At 65.8% G+C, this 26,195-nt stretch carries 22 protein-coding genes and 1 tRNA gene; 12 read left to right on the top strand and 11 right to left on the bottom strand.

Annotation, left to right across the window (positions count from 1 at the left end):
* The 3 genes from dprA to rnr form a co-directional block, all read left to right on the top strand.
* Nucleotides 1-863, top strand: an 863-nt coding sequence (dprA, locus tag P24_RS15645; protein WP_008945714.1) for a DNA-processing protein DprA, incomplete at its 5' end; no start/stop codon positions are given.
* Nucleotides 864-925: 62 nt separating this feature from the next.
* On the top strand, nt 926-3,637 hold the full coding sequence (topA, locus tag P24_RS15640; RefSeq protein WP_008945713.1) for a type I DNA topoisomerase: 2,712 nt from the start codon (nt 926-928) through the stop codon (nt 3,635-3,637).
* Nucleotides 3,638-5,917, top strand: a complete 2,280-nt coding sequence (gene rnr, locus P24_RS15635; RefSeq protein ID WP_008945712.1) for a ribonuclease R — start codon at nt 3,638-3,640, stop codon at nt 5,915-5,917.
* A gap of 361 nt (nt 5,918-6,278) precedes the next feature.
* Here the strand turns inward: rnr and P24_RS15630 are convergent, their stop codons facing one another.
* Entirely contained in the window at nt 6,279-7,142 is an 864-nt protein-coding gene (locus tag P24_RS15630; protein ID WP_008945711.1) for a universal stress protein, read from the bottom strand.
* A 247-nt stretch (nt 7,143-7,389) separates the two neighbouring features.
* Here P24_RS15630 and P24_RS15625 point away from each other — a divergent pair, with 247 nt between their 5' ends.
* Nucleotides 7,390-7,740 carry a RidA family protein gene (locus P24_RS15625; RefSeq protein ID WP_008945710.1) on the top strand — a complete coding sequence of 117 codons (351 nt, stop codon included), beginning with the start codon at nt 7,390-7,392 and terminating at the stop codon, nt 7,738-7,740.
* Nucleotides 7,741-7,853: 113 nt separating this feature from the next.
* A tRNA-Ala gene (locus P24_RS15620) sits at nt 7,854-7,929 on the top strand.
* A gap of 19 nt (nt 7,930-7,948) precedes the next feature.
* On the opposite strand, the gene P24_RS15615 is transcribed toward P24_RS15620, so the two are convergent.
* Complete coding sequence (locus P24_RS15615; protein ID WP_156816339.1) at nt 7,949-8,509, bottom strand: bactofilin family protein; 561 nt, start codon at nt 8,507-8,509, stop codon at nt 7,949-7,951.
* A 441-nt stretch (nt 8,510-8,950) separates the two neighbouring features.
* Between P24_RS15615 and P24_RS19425 the strand changes: the two genes are divergently transcribed.
* On the top strand, nt 8,951-11,689 hold the full coding sequence (locus tag P24_RS19425; RefSeq protein WP_192813255.1) for a PAS domain S-box protein: 2,739 nt from the start codon (nt 8,951-8,953) through the stop codon (nt 11,687-11,689).
* Between the two features lie 8 nt (nt 11,690-11,697).
* Here the strand turns inward: P24_RS19425 and P24_RS15605 are convergent, their stop codons facing one another.
* From P24_RS15605 to P24_RS19880, 3 genes are all read right to left on the bottom strand, one after another.
* On the bottom strand, nt 11,698-12,624 hold the full coding sequence (locus tag P24_RS15605) for a transglutaminase family protein (protein WP_008945707.1): 927 nt from the start codon (nt 12,622-12,624) through the stop codon (nt 11,698-11,700).
* A 253-nt stretch (nt 12,625-12,877) separates the two neighbouring features.
* Nucleotides 12,878-15,565 (bottom strand): aconitate hydratase AcnA, encoded by a 2,688-nt coding sequence (acnA, locus tag P24_RS15600; RefSeq protein WP_040708026.1) that lies wholly within the window; start codon nt 15,563-15,565, stop codon nt 12,878-12,880.
* Nucleotides 15,566-15,810: 245 nt separating this feature from the next.
* Nucleotides 15,811-15,981 (bottom strand): YdcH family protein, encoded by a 171-nt coding sequence (locus tag P24_RS19880; RefSeq protein WP_008945705.1) that lies wholly within the window; start codon nt 15,979-15,981, stop codon nt 15,811-15,813.
* A 131-nt stretch (nt 15,982-16,112) separates the two neighbouring features.
* Between P24_RS19880 and P24_RS15595 the strand changes: the two genes are divergently transcribed.
* Complete coding sequence (locus P24_RS15595; protein ID WP_008945704.1) at nt 16,113-16,748, top strand: UbiX family flavin prenyltransferase; 636 nt, start codon at nt 16,113-16,115, stop codon at nt 16,746-16,748.
* Between the two features lie 76 nt (nt 16,749-16,824).
* Here the strand turns inward: P24_RS15595 and rpmG are convergent, their stop codons facing one another.
* The 3 genes from rpmG to P24_RS15580 form a co-directional block, all read right to left on the bottom strand.
* A complete protein-coding gene (rpmG, locus tag P24_RS15590; RefSeq protein ID WP_008945703.1) occupies nt 16,825-16,992 on the bottom strand; it encodes a 50S ribosomal protein L33 in 168 nt (55 codons plus the stop codon).
* Between the two features lie 95 nt (nt 16,993-17,087).
* Nucleotides 17,088-18,653, bottom strand: coding sequence for a S41 family peptidase (locus tag P24_RS15585; protein WP_192813254.1), 1,566 nt, complete (start codon nt 18,651-18,653; stop codon nt 17,088-17,090).
* 257 nt (nt 18,654-18,910) lie between these two features.
* Nucleotides 18,911-19,504: a regulatory protein RecX gene (locus tag P24_RS15580; RefSeq protein WP_008945701.1), complete on the bottom strand. Its 594-nt coding sequence runs from the start codon at nt 19,502-19,504 to the stop codon at nt 18,911-18,913.
* Nucleotides 19,505-19,628: 124 nt separating this feature from the next.
* Between P24_RS15580 and P24_RS15575 the strand changes: the two genes are divergently transcribed.
* The 5 genes from P24_RS15575 (at nt 19,629) to P24_RS15555 (ending at nt 24,428) form a co-directional block, all read left to right on the top strand.
* Nucleotides 19,629-20,465, top strand: coding sequence for an ABC transporter permease (locus tag P24_RS15575; protein WP_008945700.1), 837 nt, complete (start codon nt 19,629-19,631; stop codon nt 20,463-20,465).
* 121 nt (nt 20,466-20,586) lie between these two features.
* The gene (locus P24_RS15570) at nt 20,587-21,759 is read left to right on the top strand and encodes an aspartate aminotransferase family protein (RefSeq protein ID WP_008945699.1); all 1,173 of its coding nucleotides are present in this window, start codon (nt 20,587-20,589) and stop codon (nt 21,757-21,759) included.
* A 10-nt stretch (nt 21,760-21,769) separates the two neighbouring features.
* The gene (gene argF / locus P24_RS15565) at nt 21,770-22,696 is read left to right on the top strand and encodes an ornithine carbamoyltransferase (RefSeq protein WP_040708023.1); all 927 of its coding nucleotides are present in this window, start codon (nt 21,770-21,772) and stop codon (nt 22,694-22,696) included.
* A complete protein-coding gene (gene hslO, locus P24_RS15560) occupies nt 22,693-23,694 on the top strand; it encodes an Hsp33 family molecular chaperone HslO (protein ID WP_008945697.1) in 1,002 nt (333 codons plus the stop codon). The genes argF and hslO overlap by 4 nt, the downstream gene beginning before the upstream one ends.
* A gap of 128 nt (nt 23,695-23,822) precedes the next feature.
* Nucleotides 23,823-24,428, top strand: a complete 606-nt coding sequence (locus P24_RS15555) for a hypothetical protein (protein ID WP_008945696.1) — start codon at nt 23,823-23,825, stop codon at nt 24,426-24,428.
* Nucleotides 24,429-24,440: 12 nt separating this feature from the next.
* Here the strand turns inward: P24_RS15555 and P24_RS15550 are convergent, their stop codons facing one another.
* The 3 genes from P24_RS15550 to ald all read right to left on the bottom strand — a co-directional run bounded on the left by P24_RS15550 (nt 24,441) and on the right by ald (nt 26,174).
* Entirely contained in the window at nt 24,441-24,731 is a 291-nt protein-coding gene (locus tag P24_RS15550) for a type II toxin-antitoxin system RelE/ParE family toxin (protein WP_008945695.1), read from the bottom strand.
* Nucleotides 24,732-24,737: 6 nt separating this feature from the next.
* On the bottom strand, nt 24,738-24,977 hold the full coding sequence (locus P24_RS15545; RefSeq protein ID WP_008945694.1) for a type II toxin-antitoxin system ParD family antitoxin: 240 nt from the start codon (nt 24,975-24,977) through the stop codon (nt 24,738-24,740).
* A 78-nt stretch (nt 24,978-25,055) separates the two neighbouring features.
* Entirely contained in the window at nt 25,056-26,174 is a 1,119-nt protein-coding gene (ald, locus tag P24_RS15540; protein WP_008945693.1) for an alanine dehydrogenase, read from the bottom strand.
* Between the last annotated feature and the right edge of the window lie 21 nt (nt 26,175-26,195).

Below are 26,195 nucleotides of genomic sequence, written 5' to 3'. Positions count from 1 at the left end.
CGCAGGCGCTGGCCGCCGTGCCGGACGCCCCGCCGGTGCTGTCGGTGCGCGGCCATGTGCATCTGCTGGAGCGCCCTGCCATCGCCATCGTCGGCGCCCGCAACGCCTCGGCCAATGGCCGCACGCTGGCCGAAAGGCTGGCACGCGACCTGGGCGAGGCCGGCTATCTCGTCGCATCCGGCCTGGCGCGCGGCATTGATGCGGCGGCACATCGCGGCGCCCTGCCCCAGGCCACGGCGGCGGTGGTGGCCGGCGGCATCGACGTGATCTATCCGGAGGAGAATGCCGGCCTGTATGAGGAAATCTGGCAACAGGGGCTGCTGGTCGCCGAATCCCCGCCCGGCACGCAGCCGACGGCGCGGCATTTCCCGCGCCGCAACCGCATCATCTCCGGCCTGTCCTACGGCATTGTGGTGGTCGAGGCGGCGGAGAAATCCGGCTCCCTCATCACCGCGCGCTTTGCCGGCGAACAGGGGCGCGAGGTGATGGCCGTGCCCGGCTCGCCGCTCGATCCGCGCTGCCGGGGTGCGAACCGGCTGATCCGCCAGGGTGCGACGCTGGTGGAGAGTGCGGCCGACATTATCGAGGCGATGGCCCCGATGCTGCGCCGGCCGCTGGGCGAGCGCGAGCCCGACCTGTTCGACCTGCCGCCGGTTGCCGGCGCGGGCGACGGAACGGTCGCCAAAGCCCGTGAACAAGTCCTTGAACTCCTAGGGCCTTCCGCCGTCGCTGTTGACGAACTGATCCGCCAATGCCAATTGTCAGCATCGATCGTCCTGACGATCCTGCTTGAACTTGACCTCGCGGGACGGCTGGAACGTCATCCGGGCAACCAGGTCTCGTTGCGGTTCACGACCGACTGAAAACGGGATGTGAGCCAGTGCCGGCCCGACCCGTAAACGAGAAGAGGCTACGCGGCCCTGTCATGAATCTTGTCATTGTCGAATCTCCCGCGAAAGCCAAGACGATCAACAAGTATCTCGGTGGCGACTACAAGGTCCTGGCCAGCTTCGGCCATATCCGCGACCTGCCGCCGAAGGATGGGTCGGTCGATCCGGAGCGCGATTTCCAGATGATCTGGGAAGTCGATGGGCGCTCCGAAAAGCATGTGAAGGAAATCCTGAAGGAGGTGAAGGGCGCTGACCGCGTGTTCCTCGCCACTGACCCGGACCGCGAGGGCGAGGCGATCTCCTGGCATGTGAAGGAGGTGTTGGAGCAGCGCAAGGCGCTGAAGGGCGTCGAGGTGAAGCGCGTCACCTTCAACGAGATCACCAAGAATGCCGTGCTGGAGGCGATGGCCAACCCCCGCGAGCTGAACCGCGAGATGGTGGACGCCTATCTGGCGCGCCGCGCGCTGGACTATCTGGTGGGCTTCACCCTGTCGCCGGTGCTGTGGCGCAAGCTTCCGGGCAGCCGCTCGGCGGGCCGCGTGCAGTCGGTCGCGCTGCGGCTGATCTGCGAGCGCGAGGCCGAGATCGAGATCTTCCGGCCGCAGGAATACTGGTCGGTCGCCGCCGAGATGACGACGAAGGCCGGCGACAGATTCACCGCCAGCCTGACGCAGCTGGACGGCAAGAAGCTCGGCAAGATGGAGCTGAAGGACCAGGCCGCCGCCGCGCGGGCTGTCGCCGCCATTGAGGCAGGCCAGGGCCGCTATGCCGTCGCCGAGCTGGAGAAGAAGACGGTCAAGCGGCACCCGCAGCCGCCCTTCACCACCTCGACCCTGCAGCAGGAAGCCTCGCGCAAGCTGGGCTTCTCCGCCAGCCGCACCATGCAGGTCGCGCAGCGCCTCTATGAGGGCGTGGATATCGGCGGCGAGACGGTCGGCCTCATCACCTATATGCGCACCGACGGCGTGCAGATCAGCCGCGAGGCGGTGGGCGCCGCCCGCAGCCTGATCGGCCGCGACTATGGCGACAAATACGTCCCCGAGGTGCCGCGCGCCTATTCCACCAAGGCGAAGAACGCCCAGGAGGCGCATGAGGCGGTGCGCCCGACGGACCTGTTCCGCCGGCCGAAGGATGTCGCCCGCACGCTGGAAGGCGACCAGCTGAAACTGTACGAGCTGATCTGGAAGCGCACCGTCGCCAGCCAGATGGAAAGCGCCCTGCTGGACCAGACGGCGGCGGACATCACGACGCCGGACGGCAAGGTCACGCTGCGCGCCACCGGCTCCATCGTCGCCTTCGACGGCTTCCTGACGCTCTATCAGGAAAGCCGGGACGAGCCGGCCGAGGACGATGAAAGCCGCCTGCTGCCGCCGATGGCGAAGGGCGATGCGATGGGCCTGGGCACGGTCACGCCGAGCCAGCATTTCACCCAGCCACCGCCGCGCTATTCCGAGGCCAGCCTGGTGAAGAAGCTGGAGGAGCTGGGCATCGGCCGCCCCTCCACCTATGCCAGCATCCTGCAGGTGCTGCAGGACCGCGACTATGTGCGGCTCGACAAGCGCCGCTTCGTGCCGGAAGACCGTGGCCGGATGGTGACCGCCTTCCTGTCGAACTTCTTCGAGCGCTACGTCCAGTACAATTTCACCGCCGAGCTGGAGAACCAGCTCGACGACATTTCCGGCGGACGCATCGACTACAAGCAGGTGCTGCGCGACTTCTGGAACCATTTCCACAGCGCCATCGACGGCACCAGGGAACTGACCATCACCCAGGTGCTGGATGCGCTGGACGCCGATCTGGGGCCGCATTTCTTCCCCGACAATGGTGACGGCAAGAACCCGCGCGCCTGCCCGACCTGCGGCACCGGACGGCTGGGGTTGAAGCTGGGCCGCAATGGCGGCTTCATCGGCTGCTCCAACTATCCGGAATGTCGCTACACACGGCCGCTGGCGGTACCGGGCGATGGCGACGGCGCCGAGGGTGGCCTGCCCGATGGCGGCACGCGGGAACTGGGCAGCGAGCCCGGCACCGGCCTGCCGGTCACCGTGCGCAAGGGCCCCTATGGCTATTACATCCAGCTGGGCGAGGCGGTGAGCAAGGAGGAGAAGCCGAAGCGCGTCTCCCTGCCCAAGGGCGTCTCGCCCGCCGATATCGACCTGCAGCGCGCGCTGTCGCTGCTTTCTCTGCCACGGGAGATCGGCGCCGACCCGGAATCGGGCGAGGCGATCAGCGCCGGCATCGGGCGTTTCGGCCCCTATGTGAAGCGCGGCTCGACCTATGTGAACATCCCCAAGGACGAGGATGTGCTGACCATCGGCATGAACCGCGCGATGGACCTGCTGGCCACCAAGAAGGGCAGTGCGGCCAAGGCGCTGGGCGAACATCCGGAGACCGGCAAGCCGATCACCCTGCACAAGGGCCGCTTCGGCCCCTATGTGCAGCATGACGGGGTGCGCGCCAACCTGAAGAAGGACATGGACTCCGACGCCGTATCCCTCGACCAGGCCATTGAGCTGCTGGCTGCCAAGGGTCCGGCGAAGGGCGCCAAGGGGGGCGCCAAGGGCAAGAAGGCGGCACCGAAAAAGGCCGCCGCCAAGAAAGCCCCCGCTGCGAAGAAGGCCGCGCCAAAGAAGGCTGCGGCAAAGAAGGCTGCGGCAAAGAAGGCACCGGCAAAAACAGCGGCCGCAAAAAAGAAAGCTGATGCCGCCGGCGATGAGGGGCAGTCTCCGCCCTGGAAGGCCGACTAGGTGGCGAAGAAACCGCACGCCTCTTTCCCCACGCGCGAGCAGATCGCCACCTTCATCCGTGAAAGCCCGGTGCCGGTCGGCAAGCGCGAGGTGGCGCGGGCCTTCAGCATCACCGGCAATGACCGGATGCTGCTGAAGAAGGTGCTGCGCGAACTGGAATCGGACGGCACCATCGACCGGGGCCGCAAGCGCAAGGTGGCGAAGCCCGGCAGCCTGCCCGAGATCGCCGTGGTCGAGGTGACGGAGATCGATTCCGATGGCGAGCCGGTCGGCGTGCCGGCCGTCTGGAAGGAGCCCGGCAAGCCGCCGCGCATCCTGCTGGCGCCGGACCGGCCGGGCAGCCCGTCCGTCGCCACCGGCGAGCGGGTGCTGGCGCGGCTGCGCCGCGTTGGCCCGAACCTCTATGAAGGCCGCGTCATCCGCAAGCTTGGCGGGCCGGCCAACCGGGTGCTGGGCGTCTATGATCTTTCCGGCGATGGCGGCGTGCTGCGCCCGACCGACCGCAAGCACCGCCAGGAATACCGCATCGAAAAGCGCGACGCCGCCGGCGCCAAGCCGGGCGACCTGATGCTGGCGGAGATCATCCGCGCGCCGCGCCTGGGGCTGCACAGCGCCAAGGTGATCGAGCTGCTGGGCTCGACCGGCAATCCGCGCTCGATCAGCCTGATCTCGATTTACACCAACGACATCCCGACGGAATTTCCGGCCGCCGCGCTGGAACAGGCGGAAAAGGCGAAGCCGGTCGCACTCGGCAAGCGCAAGGATCTGCGCGGCATTCCGCTGGTCACCATCGACGGTGCGGATGCGCGCGACTTCGACGACGCGGTGTTCGCCGAGTCCGACCCCGACCCGGCCAATCCCGGCGGCTGGCACCTGATGGTCGCCATCGCCGATGTGGCGCATTATGTCCGTCCCGCCGACGCGCTGGACAAGAGTGCCTTCGAGCGCGGCAATTCGGTCTATTTTCCCGACCGGGTGGTGCCGATGCTGCCGGAGGCGCTGTCCAACGATCTGTGCTCGCTGCGCCCGCACGAGGACCGCGCCTGCATGGCTGTCCATATGTGGGTCGATGCGAAGGGCCGGAAGCTGAAGCACCGGTTCGTGCGCGGGCTGATGCGCTCCGCCGCCCGGCTGACCTACGAGCAGGCACAGGCGGCCATGGACGGCCGCCCGGACGAGACGACGGCCCCGCTGCTGGACAGCGTGCTGAAGCCGCTCTACGGCGCCTACAAGGCGCTGGACGAGGCACGGCGGGCACGCGGCACGCTGGAGCTGGACCTCGCCGAACGGCAGGTGGTGCTGGGCGAGGATGGCAGGGTGGCAGCGATCCGTCTGCGCGACCGCTTCGACAGCCACAAGCTGATCGAGGAATTCATGATCCTCGCCAATGTCTGCGCGGCGGAGACCATCGAGAGCCTACGCCTGCCCTGCATGTACCGCGTCCATGACGAACCGGACCCGGAAAAGCTGGAGGGGCTGCGCGAGGTGCTGCACGGCATCGAGGTGAACCTCGCCCGGGGCCAGGTCATGACGCCGAAGCAGTTCAACGGCATCCTGCGGCAGGTGAAGGGCGGCCCGAACGAGCAGATGGTGAACCAGCTCGTGCTGCGTTCCCAGGCGCAGGCGGTCTATAGCCCGGACAATCTGGGGCATTTCGGCCTGGCCCTGCAGCGCTACGCGCATTTCACCTCGCCGATCCGGCGCTATTCCGACTTGCTGGTGCACCGCGCGCTGATCCGCGGCCTGAAGCTCGGCACCGGCGCCCTGTCCGACGAGGAACTGCCGCGCTTCAACGAGATGGGCGAGCATATCTCGATCACCGAACGCCGCGCCGCGCATGCCGAGCGTGACGCCATCGACCGTTTCGTCACCGCCTTCATGGCCGACCGGGTGGGCGCCAGCTTCGAGGGCCGGATCAATGGCGTGACGCGCTTCGGCCTGTTCGTCACGCTGGACGAGACCGGGGCGGACGGCTTCATCCCGATCCGCACCCTGCCGGCGGATTATTACGATCATGACGAGGCGCATCACCGGCTGATCGGCCGGGCACGCGGGCTGACGCTGACCATGGGCGACCGGGTCGAGGTGCGGCTGGCGGAGGCTGATCAGGTGACCGGTGGCCTGCTGTTCGAGCTGCTGGGCGGCGGCACCCAAGGCGCTGCCGGCGGCCCGCTGACCGGCAAAAAATCCGTTCGCAAGCTGCAGCGCGGCAAACCACCCGCCGCGCGTGGCAAGGGCGGCCGGCAGGGTGGCAAGAAGGCACCGAAACGCGGGCGGTAGGAAAGCGCGGAAGGGCTTTTACAGAAAGCTTCCCTCTCCCCTTGCGGGAGAGGGTTGCGCAGCCTTGGCGAGGCGAAGCCGAGACTAGGCGAAGCTGGGTGAGGGGTGCCGCACCGGCAGAGCCGCCCCCTCACCCGGTTCGCTGACGCTCACCACCCTCTCCCGCAAGGGGAGAGGGTTAGAGAGTTCCCCTCGCTCTATAGCCGTCACCCCCGCACTTGTTGCCCAAGGGCGCATCGGGGGTCCAGGGTTCAGCTTACTGGATCAGTGCCGGAGCGAACGGAAGCCTGGATTCCCGGGACAAGCCCGGGAATGACGGTCTGAGAGAAGCAATCGCCGAGATATAAACCTTTAAGCCCGCTCAATGCGCCATGAAGACCGGGATTTCGGCGTTTGCCAGGATATGGCTGGTGGCGCCGCCGAAGATCATCTGGCGCACGCGGCTCTGCGTGTAGCCGCCCTTCACCAGCAGGTCGGCACCTGCTGCCATCGCCTCGCGCAGCATCACCTCGCCGGCCGGCTTGTCCGGGTTCAGGATGTCCTTGTGCTCGGCGGCGATGCCCTTGCGGGTGAGGTACTGTGCCAGCTCCGCCCCGGTTGGGCCGGGCACCATGGCGCCCTCGACCGACAGCACGACGACTTTCTTCGCCGCCTTCAGGAAGGCATCGGCGAAGGCGATGGTGCGCGCCGTCTCCGTGCTGCCGTTCCAGGCGATCACGACGGTCTCGCCCAGCGCCTGCGGGGCCGAGGGCGGGGCGATCAGCAGCGGCCGCCCGCTGTCGAACAACCCGGCCTCCAGCGTACTCATGCGCGGCGTGGACGTGTCGCGGGCGGGCCGGCCAACGACGATCACATCGAACAGGCGACCGCGATTGCCAACCACGGCATCGCCGGGTGCGCCCTGCTCGTTCCAGCTCGCCGTGACGTCTTCCATCGCGGTCAGCGGCTCCACCAGCGTGATGCCGTGATCCTTCATGAAGCCGGTGAACTTGTCCTTGCAACGCTGCGCGCGGGTCGCCTCGTCGCGCTCGAAATCCTCGACCAGATGCGCGGTCGCGCCGACGAACCCGTCAGGGCCGACGGCCACCACCTCCAGCAGGGCGCGGCGGATCGGCATGCCCTCGATGCTGCCGGCAAAGCGCTTCGCCGTCAGGAAGGCGCACTGCAGCATGGAGGGGAGCAGTGCACTATCCTCGATCGGCACCAGAATATTGCGGAAGGTCATGTCGCCGCTCCTTTATTGTTTTGGTCCGTTCCCCGGCCATTCCCCACATGGAATCCCCACATGGGGTTAGGGGAAGCATATCGCCATTCGTCCGACGCATCACCGGAGAATTCGCCACATGCATGCGCGCATACTCCCGACAGCGGTTGCATGGCGCGCCGGCCTGACGCACCATGCGGCCACTTTCCTCGGCATGGCGCCTCCCGGCGCCGCCCGCCGTTCCATCACCAAGCAAGGGATACGCGACATGAGCATCAAGCGCCTCCAGGCCGGCCCGCGGATGAGCCAGGCCGTCATTCATAACAACACCGTCTATCTCGCCGGCCAGGTCGCCATTGATGCGCCGGGCAAGTCGGTCACCGAGCAGACCAAGAACATCCTGGACCGCATCGACGCGCTGCTGGCCGAGGCCGGCACCGACAAGACGAAGCTGCTGTCCGCCACCATCTGGCTGACCGACATGCGTTTCTTCAATGAGATGAACGCGGTTTGGGATGCCTGGGTTGCACAGGGCAACACTCCGGCGCGCGCCTGCGTGGAATCCAACCTCGCCACCCCGGATTTCTGGGTCGAGATCGGCGTCGTCGCCGCCGTCTGACGGCAGTGAAAACGGCGGTGCGGCAGTTCTTTGGATTCTGCCGCACCGCCCTTCTTAACAGGGGCGCTTGACAGGGGCGGACGATCTCTCTTATATCGCCGCTTCCCACCGGCGGGGCCGTAGCTCAGTTGGGAGAGCGCTAGAATCGCACTCTAGAGGTCAGGGGTTCGACTCCCCTCGGCTCCACCATTTTCCCGCACCATCGCTATCAGCCGACGCTGGCCTTTGCGCCAGGCGGAGAATCTGCGCCATTCGGCACCGGTGGCCGGGCCGACGCAGCGGCCCCATCGCCCGATTTCGTCCCTGGTGACGCCGGTGTGGCGCCGGACTTTTCCCGGGCATCGGTCGACAGCACGCCGATCTCGCCGGCGATCTCGCCGCCATCCTCGATCTCCACACGGCCATAGCGGACCTTGCCGGTGATCTTGCCGGTGGAGCGTACCAGCAGCCTTTCGCGCGCGGTCAGGCTGCCCTCGAAGCGTCCCGCGATCTCCGCCGTTTCCACCGTCGCCTCGCCGTCGAACAGGCCCGCCTCCGACACCTGGATCATGCGGCTGTTCATCGACGCCTCGACCCGGCCTTCGACGACCAGCGTGTCGCAGGCGGTGATTTCCCCCTTCAGCTGGATATTCCGGCCGACGATCAGCCGGCTGCCCTCCTCCTCATTGTCGGCGGACGAACCGCCGAAGGGCTTCGGGATGGCCGGCGGTCGGCGATCCGGTACCGGCATGTAACCGCCCGTCGGGCTGGCGGGCTTCCTGTTTTCCATGGTTGTTGCCTTCTGTGTCGGGGCGGATGAGGTGGTCGGGGTGGGGCTCTGAGCCTCTTGCCTTCCGTCGGAATCGTTCTTGTCTTCCGTCTTGCGACGGCGCAGCGCATCCAGCATGTCACTTCCCTCTCTCGCATGATGATGTCCTGCCGCCGCCCGGCCATTGTTTGGGCGAACTGCCGGCCCGTGCGGCGCATGACCTGTCCCGGATAGGCCTCCGGCATGGCAGGGATAAGGGGGTGGCACGGCAAGTTTGTGGCCGGCTGCCGCAGCCCTGTCACAATGCGCGGTACCCCAATCTATTTGGCTAAGTCTTTGTTAAGAAATACCGTCTATTGTCCCTTTCATGTATGATTCCGGGCAGAGTCCCGGTGCCATTGATTTGTGCCCGCGGTCGGGCGAAAGGGTCCTCGTGTGACGGAGTCGGTATCGATATATCCGGTGACGCATCTGGATGAATTGGCGAGCCAGAACGCCCTGCTGCGCAACCAGCTGCAGGCCGTGGAAAACCGGCTGCGCGACTTTCTGGATGTGGTCGCGGACTGGATCTACGAGACCGACGCACAGCACCGGTTCACGATGATCTCCAGCCGCGGCCTGGAGGTACTGGGCCTGCCGCCGGAGCAGGTCTATGGCCGTTCCGTCTTCGACGTCCTGAACGCGGCCTTCGACCTGCCGCTCTGGCAGCGCCAGCTGGCGACGGCCAATGCCCACGAGCCGTTCCGCGACTTCAATTTCCTGTATATCGACCCGAAGGGCGAACGGCATTTCATCCGCGCCAACGGCAACCCGCGCTTCGACGCGCAAGGCCGGTTTACCGGCTATCGCGGCGTCTGCACGGATGTCACCGACACCGCGCGCTCACAGGCCGTATCGGACCGCAATGCCGCGATGCTGCGGGCCACTTTCGACCATATGGCGGAGGGCATCGCCATCATCGATGGCGACATGCGGGTGACCAGCTTCAACAAGCGGTTCCTTGAGCTTCTGGACCTGACACCGGAACAGTTCGCCATCGGCGACCCGTTCGAAAAGCTGGTGCGCCTGAATGCCGAACGCGGCGAGCACGGCAGCGGCGAGATCGACGCCATCGTCGCCAAACGGGTGGCGAGCGTACGCGAGGCGAAGGCGCGAATCTTCGTGCGCCGGCGGCCGAACGGCACGGTGCTGGAAATCCGCGATACGCCGCTACCCGATGGCGGCTTCGTGACGCTCTATACCGACATCACGGAACGCTACCGCATCGAGCAGAACCTGAAGCTGAGCGAGGAGCGCTTCCAGGATTTCGCGCAGTGCAGCGCGGACTGGTTCTGGGAAACCGACATGACCCAGACCTATACCTTCCTGGAGTTCCGCCGGCTGACCGGACCATTCGCCGAACGCAACTGGTCGAAGGAAACGCTGCTGGGACACAGCCGGCACGACCTGCTGGCCTCCATTGACGCAGACACCGACTTCGTCGGGAAGGTGCAGGCGCATATGGATCGCGGGGAGGCGTTCCAGGACCTGGAATATTCCTTCCTGGGGTCGGATGGCGCGCGCTATTGGGTCCAGGCCTCGGGCGTGCCGATCCGCGATGAGGCGGGCACAATCACCGGCTATCGCGGGGTTGGCCGCGACATCACCGGCCGCAAGCGCGACGAGGCCCTGCGCGATGCCAGCGAACACCGCTACCGCGTGATCTCCGAGCTGACCTCCGACCTGGTCTATTCCTATCGCATAGACCCGGACGGTACGGCCAATCTGGAATGGCACGCAGGCTCGCTGGGCGGCGAGAATTTCATCCCCCTGGCCGACAAGGTACCGGACGTCTGGTGGGGCAACCACGCCCATCCGGAAGATATCGGCATGCTGCGCCAGCGCCGGCAGCGCATCATGGAAGGGCATCCCGCCACCGACGAATTCCGCATTATCGACCCCAGCGGCGTCATGCGCTGGCTGCGTGTCTATGCCCGACCCGACATCGACCCGGACAGCGGCCGTGTCATCCGTCTGATCGGCGGCGCCACCGACATTACCGAACGCAAGCTGGCCGAGCAGGCCCTGCGGCGCAGCGAGGAGCGGCACGCGCTGCTGCTCGCCGGAGCGAATGAGGGCGTCTATGAATGGGTGCAGAGCCAGGGCGACGTGCTGTTTGTCTCGTCGCGCTTCCGGGAGGTGGCGGGCATCCTCGGCGACGAGGCGGTGATCCCCCGGGCACACTGGCTGGAGCGCGTGCATGACGAAGACCTGCCGCGCTACCGCCATGCCTGGGAGGCGCATCTGGCGGGCGTCAATCAGCGCTTCTCCTGCGAATACCGGATTCACGGCGACGATGGCGTCATCCGCTGGGTACATGACCGCGGCGCCGGGCTGCGCGGGCCGGAGGGTGTCTATCGCACGGTCGGCGCGCTGACCAATGTCACCGCCCGCAAGATGACCGAGATCCAGCTCTACGAGGCCAAGGACCGCGCCGAGACCGCCAGCCGTGCCAAGTCAGAGTTCCTGGCCAATATGAGCCATGAGCTGCGCACGCCGCTGAACGCGGTGATCGGTTTCTCGGAAATCCTGCGCGACGAGCTGTTCGGGCCGTTGGGCGATTCGCGCTACCGGGAATATGCAACCGACATCAATGACAGCGGCAATCACCTGCTGCGTATCATCAACGACATCCTCGACCTGTCCAAGGCCGAGGCCGGCAAGATCGACATGATCGACGAGGTGGTTGATTTGTCGGAGCTGTTCGCATCCTGCACGCGACTTCTGCAACCGCGCCTGCAGGGTGCCGAGCTGACGCTTGAGCAGTCGCTGCCGGCGGATACGCCCGGCCTGCGGGGCGACCGTCAGCGGCTGCGGCAGATTTTGCTGAACCTGCTGTCCAATGCGATCAAGTTCACCGGGCCGGGTGGCACGGTGACGCTGTCCGCTCAGCTTGAGGCGGGCGGGATTGTCATGAAGGTCGCCGATACCGGCGTCGGCATGAGCGAAGCCGACCTGAAGAAGGCGATGCTGCCCTTCACCCAGATCGACAGCAGCCTGCACCGCAAATATGACGGCACCGGCCTTGGCCTGCCGTTGACAAAGTCCATGGTTGAGCTGCATGGCGGCAGCATGGTGCTGGACAGCACCCCGGGCACCGGCACCACCGTTACCGTCCGCTTCCCGGCGGAACGCACCTTCGTGCCCGCCGCCCAGAACTGAGGAAACCTCTAGAGCGTCGCCACCAGCGGCCGTGATGTCGGGGAAGCCCCCTGCCCTGCCTGGCGGGCGGTGACCGTCACCTTCACTTCCATATCGATGAAGTCGCTGGCGGCACCGAAGAAGGAGCCCTGCAGCGGAACCGCCTGGGACGGATCACGCGCCACCGCGACGCGGATCAGGTTGGCGCCGCCGATCAGCCCGTTCGTCGGGTCGAACTCCACCCAGCCGGCACCCGGCAGATAGACCTGGACCCAGGCATGCGTCTCGCCGGCGCCGACCATGGACTCGCTGCCGCCATCCAGGACCGGATCATAGAGATAGCCGGAGACGAACCGGGCAGCGAGGCCGAGGCTGCGTACCGCTTCCATCATCAGCAGCGCGAAGTCCCGGCAGCTGCCGCTACCCTTGCGCAGCGTCTCCAGCGGCGGCTGGGTGCCGAGATCGTAGCGCCGTGCGTAGGAGAATCGCGCATTGATCGCCGAATTCATCGCGATCAGCATATCGTAGGTGTGGGTTTCGCCTTCCCGGTTCAGGAACTGGCGGGCCCACTCCAGCACTTCATGCTCCGGATCCTCGTAATGCCGCTCCAGCGTGCGGCCGAGATCCGCCATCTCCTCCCCCGAATAGGTGAAGGGGAAAATCCGCGCATAGGGCGCCAGCGTCAGGTCCGGATAATCGCCGCCATAATGCTCCAGCGTGATGGTGCTCACGAATTCCAGCGTGTCCGCCATGTCGGAGAAGGAGGCAATCGCGATGGAATTGTTGAACACATCGTGCAGCCAGCGGATTTCCGCCGGTGGCGTGATCTTGATGCCGGTCGAGATCAGCCGGATATCATGGCTGTCCCGCGGGCGGAACATCAGCCGGTGCTCGCCGAACCGCACGGGACGCGCGTAGCGATAGATGGTGCTGTGCTCGACAGTGAGATGTTGCATGCGGGCGTCGCCAATGGGTGGTGGATAAATGCGTCAGCCGCTATGAATGGTAGGGTTAGCCTATTCCCCCTACTACATAAAGAAAAAACGGCACTTCACGCCTCCGGCTCGGCATTTCCGGGCCGGATCAGGCGGATAATAATCCTGGCTACTTTAAAGAAGTGTAAATCCCGGGGCGCCACTACAAGCAAAAAAGCGAAGGGCGCCGGCAAGCCGGCGCCCTCCTGCATTTTTTATGAAGCAAAGACAGCGATCAGGCCGCCTTCACCATGTTGCGCAGCACATAGTGCAGGATACCGCCATTGCGGAAATACTCGACCTCGTCGGCGGTATCGATCCGGCACAGTGCGGTGATCTGCTTCGTGCGCCCATCGGCGTAGCGGATCGTCACCGGCACATCCATGCGCGGGCTGATGCCCGTGCCGATGCCCGAAATGTCGATGATCTCGTCGCCGGTCAGGCCCAGGGTCTTGCGGGTGTCACCATCCTTGAACTGCAGCGGCAGCACGCCCATGCCGACCAGGTTCGAGCGGTGGATACGCTCGAAGCTCTCCGCCAGCACAGCCTTGATGCCCAGCAGGTTGGTACCCTTCGCCGCCCAGTCGCGCGACGAGCCGGTGCCGTATTCCTTGCCGGCCACCACGACCAGCGGCGTGCCCTCGGCCTGGTACTTCATCGAGGCGTCGTAGATCGACATGACCTCGCCCGAGGGCACATATTTGGCGAAACCGCCCTGCGTGTTGCCGGCCGCCTCGTTCTTCAGGCGGATATTGGCGAAGGTGCCGCGCATCATCACCTCGTGATTGCCGCGCCGCGCGCCGTAGGAGTTGAACTCCGCCGGCGGGACGCCATGCTCCATGAGGTAGCTGCCGCCCGGGCTGTCCTTCTTGATCGACCCCGCCGGCGAGATGTGGTCGGTGGTGATCGAATCGCCCAGCAGCGCCAGCACGCGGGCGCCGGAGACGTTGGAGAAACCGCCTTCCACAGTCTTCGACATGCCCTTGAAGTAGGGCGGGTTCTTCACATAGGTGGAGCGGTCATCCCAGCTGTAGGTCAGGCTTTCCGGCGTATCGATGGCCTGCCACTGTTCGGGACCCTGGAAGACGTTCGCATAGCGCCGCTTGAACATCTCGGCGGTCAGCGACTTCTCCATCGCGTCCTGGATTTCCTTGTTCGACGGCCAGATGTCCTTCAGGTACACCGGCTTGCCATCCGACCCGGTGCCCAGCGGCTCCGTGGTCAGGTCCAGCTTCATCGTGCCGGCCAGCGCGTAAGCGACGACCAGCGGCGGCGAGGCGAGGTAGTTTGCCTTCACCTGCGGGTGCACGCGGCCCTCGAAGTTACGGTTGCCGGACAGGACGGAGCAGACCAGCAGGTCGCCCTCATCCACGGCATTCGCAATCGGCTCCGGCAGGGGGCCGGAATTGCCGATACAGGTGGTGCAGCCATAGCCGACCAGGTTGAAGCCCACCTGGTCCAGCGACTTCTGCAGGCCAGCGGCCTCCAGATAGTCGGTCACCACCTGGGAGCCCGGCGCCAGCGAGGTCTTCACCCACGGCTTCGCCTTCAGGCCCTTCGCAAGCGCCTTCTGGGCGACGAGGCCGGCGGCGATCAGCACCGACGGGTTCGAGGTGTTGGTGCAGCTGGTGATTGCGGCGATGACCACGCGGCCATCCTCCAGCTTGTAGTCGGCACCCTTCACCGGCACCTGCTTGCCGCTGGCGCCGATTTCCGCCATCGCCTTGCCGAAGGAAGCCGCCGCGTCGGACAGCAGCACGCGGTCCTGCGGGCGCTTCGGGCCGGCCAGCGAGGGCTGCACCGTGTCCAGATCCAGCTCCATCGAATCGGTGAAGACCGGATCGGGCGACTTCTCGTCGCGCCACATACCCTGCGCCTTGGCATAGGCCTCGACCAGCTTCACGCGCTTGTCGTCGCGGCCGGTGAAGGCAAGGTAGCGCAGCGCTTCCTTGTCGATCGGGAAGAAGCCGCAGGTGGCGCCATATTCCGGCGCCATGTTGGCGATGGTGGCACGGTCGGCCAGCGACAGATTGTCGAGGCCCGGACCATAGAACTCCACGAACTTGCCGACCACGCCCCGGGCACGCAGCATCTGGGTGATGGTCAGCACCAGGTCGGTCGCGGTCATGCCCTCGCGCAGCTTGCCGGTCAGCTTGAAGCCGACGACTTCCGGGATCAGCATGGACACCGGCTGGCCCAGCATGGCCGCCTCGGCCTCGATGCCGCCCACGCCCCAGCCCAGCACGGCCAGGCCATTCACCATGGTGGTGTGGCTGTCGGTGCCGACCAGCGTGTCGGGATAGGCGACGGTGCGGTTGCCGTCCTTGCCGGTCCACACGACCTGCGAGAGATATTCCAGGTTCACCTGATGGCAGATGCCGGTGCCCGGCGGCACCACGCGGAAATTGTCGAACGCCTTCTGGCCCCAGCGCAGGAAGGCATAGCGCTCGCCATTGCGCTGGAACTCGTGATCGACGTTCTCCTCGAAGGAGGTCATCGTGCCGAAATTATCCACCATCACCGAATGGTCGATGACCAGATCGACCGGCGAGAGCGGGTTGATGGTGCGCGGATCGCCGCCCATCGCGGCAACGGCGTCGCGCATCGCGGCCAGATCGACCACTGCCGGCACGCCGGTGAAGTCCTGCATCAGCACGCGGGCCGGGCGGTAGGCGATCTCGCGCGTGGACTTCCGCTCCTTCAGCCAGGCGCCCATGGCCATCACGTCATCGACCGTGACGGTACGGCCATCCTCGTAGCGCAGCAGGTTCTCCAGCAGAACCTTCAGCGACATCGGCAGGCGGGAAACATCGCCCAGCCCGGCCTTCTGGGCCGCTTCGATGCTGTAATATTCGTACTCGTCGCCATCAACCACCAGGGTACGGCGGGTTTTCAGCGTGTCGGTGCCTGTCACGGTCGCGATTCTCCATGGCTGCGGATCGGGGCGGATGACGGCATAGAATACCGCTTCCGCGATCCTTTGCGTAGCGTCGGGCGAGACATTAACGGACTGTCCGGCAGAGTCCAGCCGAACGCGACGGGATTACGCGCTACCGGTACTGTTTTGGCGGCATTCCCGCAAGTCCGTTATGCGCGAAATCGCGTATTCCGATATCGGGTCGGCATCCCTGAAGGAGCGTTCGGCCCCTTCAGGGGCCAGGCTCTGCGCTAATGGCGCGTCAGTCGGGTGATTTCGTCCTTGAGCCTCAGCTTTTCTTTCTTCAGCGAGGCGATGGCATTGTCGTCGGGAAACGGTCGGCTGGCTTCGGATTGGAGCGTGTTGTCGATCTGCTGATGCTTGACCTTCAGGGCGTCGATCCGGCTATCGGCTGTTGCCATATCCAACCTCCTTGGTTCGCAGGAACTCTACAAACTCGACGTGGGTATGGTACGCCTCCTGTGCAAGCGTCACAATCGGGCTTTCCGCCCTATTCGGCAGGCTGGACCCGGGCACGGTTCCGCGCTAGGTGATGACCATGGAAAGCTCCTTGGAAAAGCCTCTCGAAAAGCAGCGCCTCATCGTCGGTATTTCGGGCGCATCCGGTGTCCTCTACGGCATCCGGCTGCTGCATCTGCTGCGCGACCATCCGGTCGAGACGCATCTGGTGATGTCCCGGTCAGCGGAGATCACACTGGCGCACGAGACCGACTGGAAGCTGCGCGACGTCCAGGCGCTGGCCAATTACTGGCACCCGCAGGAGGATATCGGCGCGGCGATTTCCAGCGGCTCCTTCCGCACGCTGGGCATGGTGGTCGCCCCCTGCTCGGTAAAGACGCTGGCGGAGATCGCCAGCGGCGTCACCTCGGGCCTTTTGACCCGCGCCGCCGATGTGGTGCTGAAGGAACGCCGCCGGCTGGTGCTGATGGTGCGCGAAACGCCGCTGACCGCCGTGCACCTGCGCAACATGCTGACCGTGACCGAGATGGGCGGGATCATCGCGCCGCCGGTCCCGGCCTTCTATGCCAGGCCGGAGAACATCGGGGCCATGGTCGATCACAGCGTCGGCCGCGTGCTCGACCTGTTCGGTCTGGAGGTCGGCGCTGTCCGCCGCTGGGGCGAGGTGCCGTCCGATGAGAAGCCGCGGCGCCACCGCAAGGGCGTGTAAGTACCCAGAAACGACCCAGAAAACGAAAAAGGCCGCCCGGAAGGCGGCCTTTCATCGAAAGCGCGGATGGACGCGCTTACTTGATCTTCGATTCGCGGAACACGACGTGCTTGCGCACCTTCGGATCGTACTTCTTCAGTTCCAGCTTACCCGTCATGGTGCGCGGATTCTTCTTCGCAACGTAGAAGAAGCCCGTGTCGGCGCTGCTGACGAGCTTGATGAGCAGAGTGTTCGACTTCGCCATGACGGCAGATCCCATTTCGCTTGGGTTGCGTGAGAGGCCGAGAACATACAGGCCGGAAACTTCCTGTCAAGCCTTATACAGCGTGATAGCGCGGCTCAATCCGCCTTCAGCGCCACCGCCATGACCGACATGTCGCGCATGCGGCCCAGCAGTTCGCCATCGCGCAGCAGCAGCCGGGCGACATCCATGTCGATCTTCTCGTTATGCGCCGGCTTCGAGGGGCAGGCCTCGCGCAATTCCTGCTGGCGCCGGGAATCCAGTTCCGAGACCACCCGGCGCGCAACCAGCAGATTGGCCGGGCGCACCGCACCGCGTCGGAGGTCGCTGATCACCTGCGCCGGATCGTCGGTATAGCTGGCGGTGCAGACCGACGGCAGCACGCCATAATCAGACAAGGCATAGCCGGACGGCGCGAAGAGTTTGGCCCAGGTCAGCATCATCTCGCCATCATTAGGCAGGCGGACAACGGTCTGCACCGAGCCCTTGCCGAAGGAGCGCGAGCCGATGAGCACCGCCCGCCCACTATCCTGCAGGGCGGCGGCCACCACTTCCGAGGCGGAGGCGGAGGCCCCGTTGATCAGCACCACCAGCGGCAGCCCCTGCGCAATGTCGTCGCTGCGCGCGTCATAGCGCTGCAGGCTGTGCGGATGCCGGCCGCGGGTCGAGACGATCTGGCCATTGGAGATAAACAGGTCGGCCACTGACACCGCCTGATCGAGCAGACCGCCCGGATTGCCGCGCAGGTCGAGGATCACGCCGGACAGATTTGCCCCGGCGGAACGCCAGGCCTCCGCCATCTCGCGGCTCAGGCTCGACGCGGTATCCTGGTTGAAACCGTGCAGCTTGATGATCGCAATATCATCGACCCGCTCTAGGCTGACCGTGGTCGGCACGATACGGGCACGGCGCAGCGTGACATGCAGCGTATCGACCGTGGCATCGGCGCCATGGCCGCGCGGCCGCGCCAGCCCCAGATCGACCGGGCTGTGAATGCCGCCGCGCAGGTGCCGGACCACGTCATGCACACTCATGCCCTCGGTCGGCAGGCCATCGATCCTGGTGATCCGGTCGCCGGCCCGCAGCCCTGCCTGGTCGGCCGGGGTGTCCTTCATCACATTGGCGATGGTGATCTGGCTGTCGTCCGGCAGCAGCGAGATACCGATACCGCCGAAGCCTTCGCGCTGGGCCCGGTTATCGAGCGCGGTCGTGTAGTCGGCATAGCGCGAGAACCGGTCGAGGTCCTTCAGGCTGGCCTCGAACACCGTGCGGTAGAGCCGCTCCGGTTCCACCTTAGCCAGTTCCGGAGAGGATGAGCGGCCGGCCAGGATAACGGCGGCGGTCAGCATCCCCCAGCGCACAGAATCATTTTCCGGCGGCACCGGGAATTCGCCGATCACCGCCCGCCCGACAGTCAGCTGCAACCGGTCGTTCAGCGGTGTGACGGCAAAGCTGGGGTCGAGCTGGGTCAGGCCCTGCATGCCATGCACGGCCAGGCTGCCGAGATCGACCGGCTCCAGATAATATTCGCCGATATTGTCGTAGCCGGCGGTAAAGACGCGCGCGGCGTCGCGGGCCAGGAAATCGCGCGGCGGCTCCGCCATATGCGCCGGCCCGGCGCAGGAATTGGTCAGCAGAAGCACGGTCGAAACGACCGCCATCATCTTCACGCGCCTAAAGCATCCGACCATCAAAACACAGCCTCATGGGCATCCAACAACCGTCAGCCGGCTGACCCTCGGATCGGGCCGCACCGGCCGCATGACCACCAAGCAAGAAGCAAGCCACCTGAAAAGGCTATATTCGCCATAGTCAGGCGCCTGCACGCGGCTTCCTAATATTGTTCGCGCAAACCAGACCGGATGGCCAGAGGATTCCTGCATTTACCGCAAAAACCACAGCCTCGCGCAGACGGGGGTGCTCATTCCGCCTCTGCCAGGGCCATGAGGGCGCCCTCATCCTCCGCCTCGATGACCCGGCGCGCGATGTCGTAGGAAAATCCTGCCCGGGCCAGGGCGGCAAGGTCGCGGTCACGGTAGTCTGCACGCACGCTGGCTGCACGATAGACACCAAGCCGCCGTCTCCGCACGAGGGCGATGGCGGCCTGCATCTCCGCATCGCCTTCCACCCGTTCGTCCAGCTCCTCCAGCGCTGCATCAACGGTGTCCGCCGCCACCCCCTTCTGGGCCAGGCTCAGCCTGATCTTGCGCGCCGATGCGCCTCGCCGGTGCAGGCTGGTGGTGCGCGCCTCGGCATAGGCCTTGTCATCCAGCAGGCCGGCGCGGCGATAGCGGGCGATCAGATCGTCGATCCAGCCCGCCGCCGCCTCGCGGTCGATATCCTCATGATGACGGGCCGCCCGCTCCACCTTGCGCAGCAGCACCCGGCGCAGATTTTCCGCCGAGCTCGCGAAGCGCTCCAGATAATGCAGGGCGGCACGCTCCAGCGAGGCAGGGCTGGGCTTGCGGGGAATTTTCCGGGCCGGCCTGTTCGGCTTGGGGGCGCTGTCGGTCATGCCGCCATGCTGCCATCTTCCTTCTGCTCCGGCCAGATGGCGACGGCAGGACGGGTTGTCCCGCACGGCCGGAAGGACTATTTCTGCGCCTCCGTCTCTGTCGGACCCGCAACCGAGAGCCAGCATGCCGCATCCTGCTCCGCACCAAATCACCCCCAGCAGCGCACCCAAGGGAGTTGCCCCGAGGGCCATCGGCCGCGTCAACTGGCTCGGCCTGTGGACGCTGTACCAGAAGGAGGTGCGGCGCTTCCTGAAGGTGTTCGTGCAAACGGTGGCGGCGCCGATGGTGACCTCGCTACTGTTCCTGCTGGTCTTCACCCTGGCGCTGGGCCGGGGCGACATGGTCATCGGCGGCGTCCCCTACTCCGAATTCCTGGCGCCGGGCCTGATCATGATGGCGATTGCCCAGAATGCCTTTGCCAACACCAGCTCCTCCCTCGTCGTCGCCAAGGTGCAGGGCAACATCGTCGATACGCTAATGCCGCCGCTGGGGCCGGCAGAACTGACCGCCGGCTATGCGCTGGGCGGTGTGACGCGCGGGCTGGCCGTGGGCTGCTCGACCCTGCTGGCGATGTGGCTGTTCGTACCGGTGAGTGTCGCGCATCCGGCCTATGTGCTGTTCCATGCGCTGTCCGCCGCCCTGCTGCTGTCGCTGCTGGGCATCATCGGCGGCATCTGGGCGGACAAGTTCGACCATATCGCCGCCGTCACCAACTTCGTGATCGTGCCGCTGACCTTCCTGTCCGGCACCTTCTATTCGACCGAGCGGCTGCCCGGCATCTGGTACGAGCTGGCCCATGTGAACCCGTTCTTCTTCATGATCGACGGCTTCCGCTATGGCTTCATCGACCATGCCGACGCCCCGCCGCTGGTCGGCATTGCGGTCATGACGGGCTGCAACCTCGTGCTGCTGGCGATCAGCTACGCGATGCTGAAAAGCGGCTACAAGCTGAAAGCTTGAGCGCTACCTAATAAAGCAACGCAACTGTAATTGACATGGGCGGGGCGGGCGCGGATACTCGCGCCCTTTCGCGAAATTCCGTCGCGCTGCAACCCTTTTACCGATGGGAAGGGATAAATCGATGCTTCCTGCCGTCATGCCCACATACAACCGGCTTGACCTCAGCTTTACGCATGGCAAGGGGGCGTATCTGTACGCGACGGATGGCCGACGATATCTCGACTTTGCCGCCGGCATTGCCGTCAACTCGCTGGGCCACTGTCACCCGCATCTGGTGAAGGCGCTGCAGGCGCAGGCCGAGAAGCTGTGGCATGTCTCCAACCTGTACCGCGTGCCGGAGCAGGAGAAGCTCGCCCAGCGGCTGGTGGATTCGACCTTCGCCGACACCGTGTTCTTCGGCAATTCCGGCGCCGAGGCGATGGAGTGCGCGATCAAGGTCGCGCGCAAATACCATTCCGCCAATGGCCAGCCGGAGCGCGTGCGCATCATCGCCGTCGAGGGAGCCTTCCACGGCCGCACCCTGACGACGCTGGCCGCCGCCGGGAACAAGAAGTATCTGGACGGCTTCGGCCCGGTCGCTGGCGGTTTCGACCATGTGCCGTTCGGCAACATGAACGAGCTGCGCAACGCCATCACCCCGGAGACCGGCGCCATCATCGTGGAGCCGGTGCAGGGCGAAGGCGGCATCCGCCCGGCGGCGCTGGATTATCTGCGCCAGCTGCGCGCCGTGGCCGACGAATACGGCCTGCTGCTGATCTTCGACGAGGTACAGTGCGGCGTCGGCCGGACCGGCAAGCTGTTCGCCCATGAATGGGCCGGTGTCGCCCCAGACATCATGGGTGTCGCCAAGGGCATCGGCGGCGGCTTCCCGATGGGCGCCTGCCTTGCCAACGAGAAGGCGGCCAAGGGCATGACCTATGGCACGCACGGCTCCACCTTCGGCGGCAATCCGCTGGCGATGGCGGTCGGCAATGCGGTCATGGATGTGGTGAACGACCCGGCCTTCCTGGCCCAGGTGGAGCGCGTCGGCCGCGATTTCTGGACCCGCCTGGAAGGGCTGGTCGCCAGCCACCCCACCGTCTTCGCGGAGGTGCGCGGCGCCGGCCTGATGCTTGGGCTGAAATGCGTGATGCCGAACGGCGACGTACAGACCGCCTTCCGCGAGCAAGGCATGCTGACCGTCGGCGCCGCCGACAATGTGCTGCGCCTGCTGCCGCCGCTGACCATCGGCGATACCGAGGTCGGCGAGGCGATGGAGATGATGGAAAAGGCCGCCCGCAAGCTGGCGGGCTGAGGACCGGACGATGAACAAGCTGTTGACCCAACCAAAGCACTTTCTCGACCTAGACCTGATCGACACTGGCACCCTGCGGCAGATCCTGGACAGCGGCCGTGCCATGAAAGAAGCGCTGAAGGCCGGCGAGGAAGCCGACAAGCCGCTGGCCGGCAAGACGCTGGCGATGATCTTCGAGAAGCCATCGACCCGGACCCGCGTGTCCTTCGAGGTCGGCATGAAGCAGCTGGGCGGCGATGTCGTCCTGCTGAACACCGCAGACATCCAGTCCTCGCGTGGCGAGACCATGGCCGATACGGCGCGCGTGCTGTCGCGCTATGTCGATGCGATCATGATCCGCACTTTCAGCCCGGCGATCCTGCAGGAGCTGGCGGATAATGCCAGCGTGCCGGTCATCAACGGGCTGACCGACCGCAGCCACCCCTGCCAGATCATGGCCGATGTGATGACCTTCGAGGAGCATCGCGGGCCGATCAAGGGCAAGGTCGTGGCCTGGAGCGGCGACGGCAACAATGTCGCCGCCTCCTGGATTCATGCCGCCGCACGATTCGATTTCGAGCTGCGCATCGCCTGCCCGGAAATGCTGACCCCAGACGCCGGCCTGATCGAGTGGGCCCGCGCGCAGGGTGCACGAATCACCGTTACCCACGATGCCGAGAAGGCGGTCGCGGGGGCGGATTGCGTGGTCACCGATACCTGGGTGTCGATGGGCGACGCGGATGCGGGCAGCCGGCACAATATGCTGAAGCCCTACCAGGTGAATGCGGAGTTGATGCGCCACGCCAAGCCGGAGGCCATCTTCATGCACTGCCTGCCCGCCCATCGCGGCGAGGAGGTCTCGGCGGAGGTCATCGACGGGCCGCAATCCGTGGTCTGGGATGAGGCGGAAAACCGGTTGCACGGCCAGAAGGGCATCCTGCGCTGGTGCCTGACGTGACGGCATATGCCGGCGGCGGCCTGCGCGGCGTCACCGACGACATGCTGCTGCCGTTCCAGATCGAATCGCTGGGCCTGCGCGGTCGCATGGCGCGGCTGGGCGGTGAAGTCGATGCCGTGCTGCAGCGGCACGACTACCCCGAGCCGGTCGCCCGCATGCTGGGCGAGGCGCTGGCGCTGGCGGTGCTGCTGGCCGGCGCGCTGAAATATGACGGCGTCTTCACCCTGCAGATCCAGAGCGACGGGCCGATCAGCCTGCTGGTGGCCGACGTCACCTCGGATGGGCATCTTCGTGGCTATGCGCAGTTCGACGCCGAGCGATTCGCCTCGGCGGCAGCGGCACGCGCACAAAGCGGCGCCGGCATCGAACGATCGGTACCGGGTTTGCTGGGGGCGGGCTACCTCGCCTTCACGGTCGATCAGGGCGCGCATACCGACCGCTATCAGGGCATCGTCGAACTGACGGGCGCCACGCTAGCCGATTGCGCCCATACCTATTTCCGCGATTCCGAGCAGATCGAGACCTGCCTGAAAACCGCCTGCGAGCGCGTCGCCCTGCCCGGTGGCGGCAGCGTATGGCGCGCGGCCGGGCTGATGGTACAGCGCATGCCGGCCGAGGGCGGCAGCGCCAGTGAGGCCGACCGCATCTGGCAGTCGCTGACCGAGGATGAGGCGGAGGATGGCTGGCGCCGCATCGTCATCCTGACCAGTTCCGCCCGGAACGAGGAGTTGCTGGCCCCGGAGCTGTCGCCGCATGAGTTGCTGTTCCGGCTGTTCCACGAGGATGGCGTGCGGGTATTCGAGCCGCATGCCGTGACTGACCGCTGCCGCTGTTCGCGCGAGCGGGTCGATGCCGTGCTCAGCGCCCAGCCGCGTGCCGAGCTGGACGATATGAAGGAACCGGACGGCGCCGTGGTCGTTACCTGTCAGTTCTGCAATCGCGCGTACCGGTACGACGATTCCGATCTGGATGCTCTGGCAGACGCGACCCGGCACTAGCGTGCCTCACGGCGCATCTTGCCAGAACAGGGCCGCCACCCCATTGTTGGCCCAACGCGCGCCGGAGAGGTTCCCCGCAACCACGCCCGATGCCGCGCAGATGCCCGCGAATCTCTGAGGAATCCGCCATGTTCCGCCCCACCCTGTCACGCTCCCTTGCCTTCTCCTCCATGGGCTTCCTGGCCCTGGTGCTGGCCGCCTGCGCCACGCCCGACCCGGCGCCGCGCTATGCCGACATCACCTTCCAGGGCGGGCAGAAGATCGGGCTGGATGTCGGCTCCATCGAGGTGGTGAACGAATATCGCGAGCCGCTGTCGCGCCCGCATGTGGAGCATCTGGTGCCGGTCAATCCCGGTCGCACGATGGAACGCTGGGCGAGCGACCGGCTGACGGCCTCCGGCACTCAGTTCAACCGGGCGGTGCTGCGCGTGAAGGAAGCCAGCATCGTCGAGGAGAAGCTGCGCACCACCACCGGCCTGCGCGGCACCTTCACCAACGAGCAGGCGGAGCGCTACACGGCGACCGCTGAAGCGGTGCTGGAAATCCTCGACAACCGCGGATCGCGGATCGGCATGGCGGAGGCGCGCGTCCAGCGCAGCCGCACCGTGCCGGAGGACATCACGCTGAACGACCGCGAACGCGCCTGGTACGAGCTGACCGAGACCACCCTGCGCGATCTAGACGCCACGCTGACCCGCAACGTCCAGACCCATCTCGGCCGATTCCTGCGTTAGAGCCGGGGTGCGCTAAAGATGGGCGGTGATGTCCATCCGCTGATGCAAGATGCGGACGAGTTCTAAACGCTGTTCCGCAGGTTTTGTGTAGAACAGCACATGCGAACCGACCCGAAGTTTCCAGTAGCCGGGCCGGATCGCAGAGACGTCGCTGCCGATCAGCGCCCCTTCTGAGAGGCGCTGGCAACACTCGGCAATCTGCCGGACATAGGCGTCGGCCTGTGCCTCGCCCCATCGTCCGTTCGTGAACCGCCAGATATCCGCCAGATCCCGCCGCGCCCTCGGCGTCAGGACATAAGCCATACCGGCCTATCGGTCCTGCCGCCGGTCGGCGAGAAACGCCTCGATATCCAGCGGCGCGGCAACACCGCTTTCCTCCCCCTCCATGAGGGCGGCCCGAAGTGCGGCAAGGCCGGCCTCGCGCTCTTCCAGCAAGCGCAGGCCGGCGCGAATGACATCGCTTGCGGAACCGTACCGGCCTTCATCGACCTGGCGGTCAACGAAAGCCGCGAAATGCGGCCCGAGAGATACCGATGTATTGCGGGACATGGCAGTAGCCTCCTGATTGACAGCAGAGTACCAGAATTTGGTACTCTGCTCAATTCTCAGGGCTCAATTCTCAGGCTGCTAAAGCGCCAGCGCGTCCTCGGCCGGGGTGTAGGGCAGCTTCAGCGCGTCGGCGACGGCCTTGTAGGTGACCCGCCCCGTATGGATGTTCAGGCCGTTGCGCAGATGGACGTCGTCCGCCAGCGCCTTGCGGTAGCCCTTGTCGGCCAGCGCCAGCGCGAAGGGCAGGGTCGCGTTGTTCAGCGCCACGGTGGAGGTGCGGGCAACGGCACCCGGCATGTTGGTGACGCAGTAATGCACCACCTCATCCACAACATAGGTCGGCTCGGCATGGCTGGTCGGGCGCGAGGTCTCGAAGCAGCCGCCCTGGTCGATGGAGATGTCCACCAGCACGGAGCCGCGCTTCATCCGCTTCACCATGTCGGCGGTCACCAGCTTGGGCGCCGCCGCCCCCGGCACCAGCGCCGCGCCGATGACAAGGTCGCTGGACAGCACATGCTGCTCGATGGCGTCGCGGGTGGCGAAGATGGTGTGCAGTTCGGAGCCGAAGCGCTCGTCAAGCTGGTAGAGCCGGTCGAGGCTCTTGTCGATGACCACGACATGCGCCTCCATGCCCATTGCCATGCGCGCCGCATTGGTGCCGGCAACACCGCCGCCCAGCACGGTCACCTTGGCCGCCGGCACGCCCGGCACGCCGCCCAGCAACACGCCCGCACCGCCACGCTCCTTCTCCAGGCAGTGTGCGCCGACCTGGATCGACATGCGCCCGGCAACCTCGCTCATCGGCGACAGCAGCGGCAGGCCGCCGCGCTGGTTGGTCACCGTCTCATAGGCGATGGCGATGCAGCCGGACTCCATCAGCCCTTTTGTCTGCTCGGGATCGGGCGCCAGATGCAGGTAGGTGAACAGCACCTGCCCCTCACGCAGCATCTTGTATTCGGCGGGCTGCGGCTCCTTCACCTTCACGATCATGTCGGCCTTGGCGAAGATGTCCGCAGCACTGCCGGCGATGCTGGCGCCCGCCGCCTCGTAATCCGCATCGTCGAAGCCGATGCCGTGCCCGGCCATGGTCTCGACCATCACCTGATGGCCATGCTCGACCAGTTCGCGCACCGAGGCCGGCACCAGCCCGACCCGGTATTCGTGGATTTTCACCTCTTTCGGCACACCGACAAGCATGGCAGGCAGCTCCCTTGTTCT

Source organism: Oceanibaculum indicum P24 (assembly GCF_000299935.1).
Classification (GTDB): domain Bacteria; phylum Pseudomonadota; class Alphaproteobacteria; order Oceanibaculales; family Oceanibaculaceae; genus Oceanibaculum; species Oceanibaculum indicum.
This window is presented reverse-complemented; position numbering and strand designations above follow the sequence as displayed.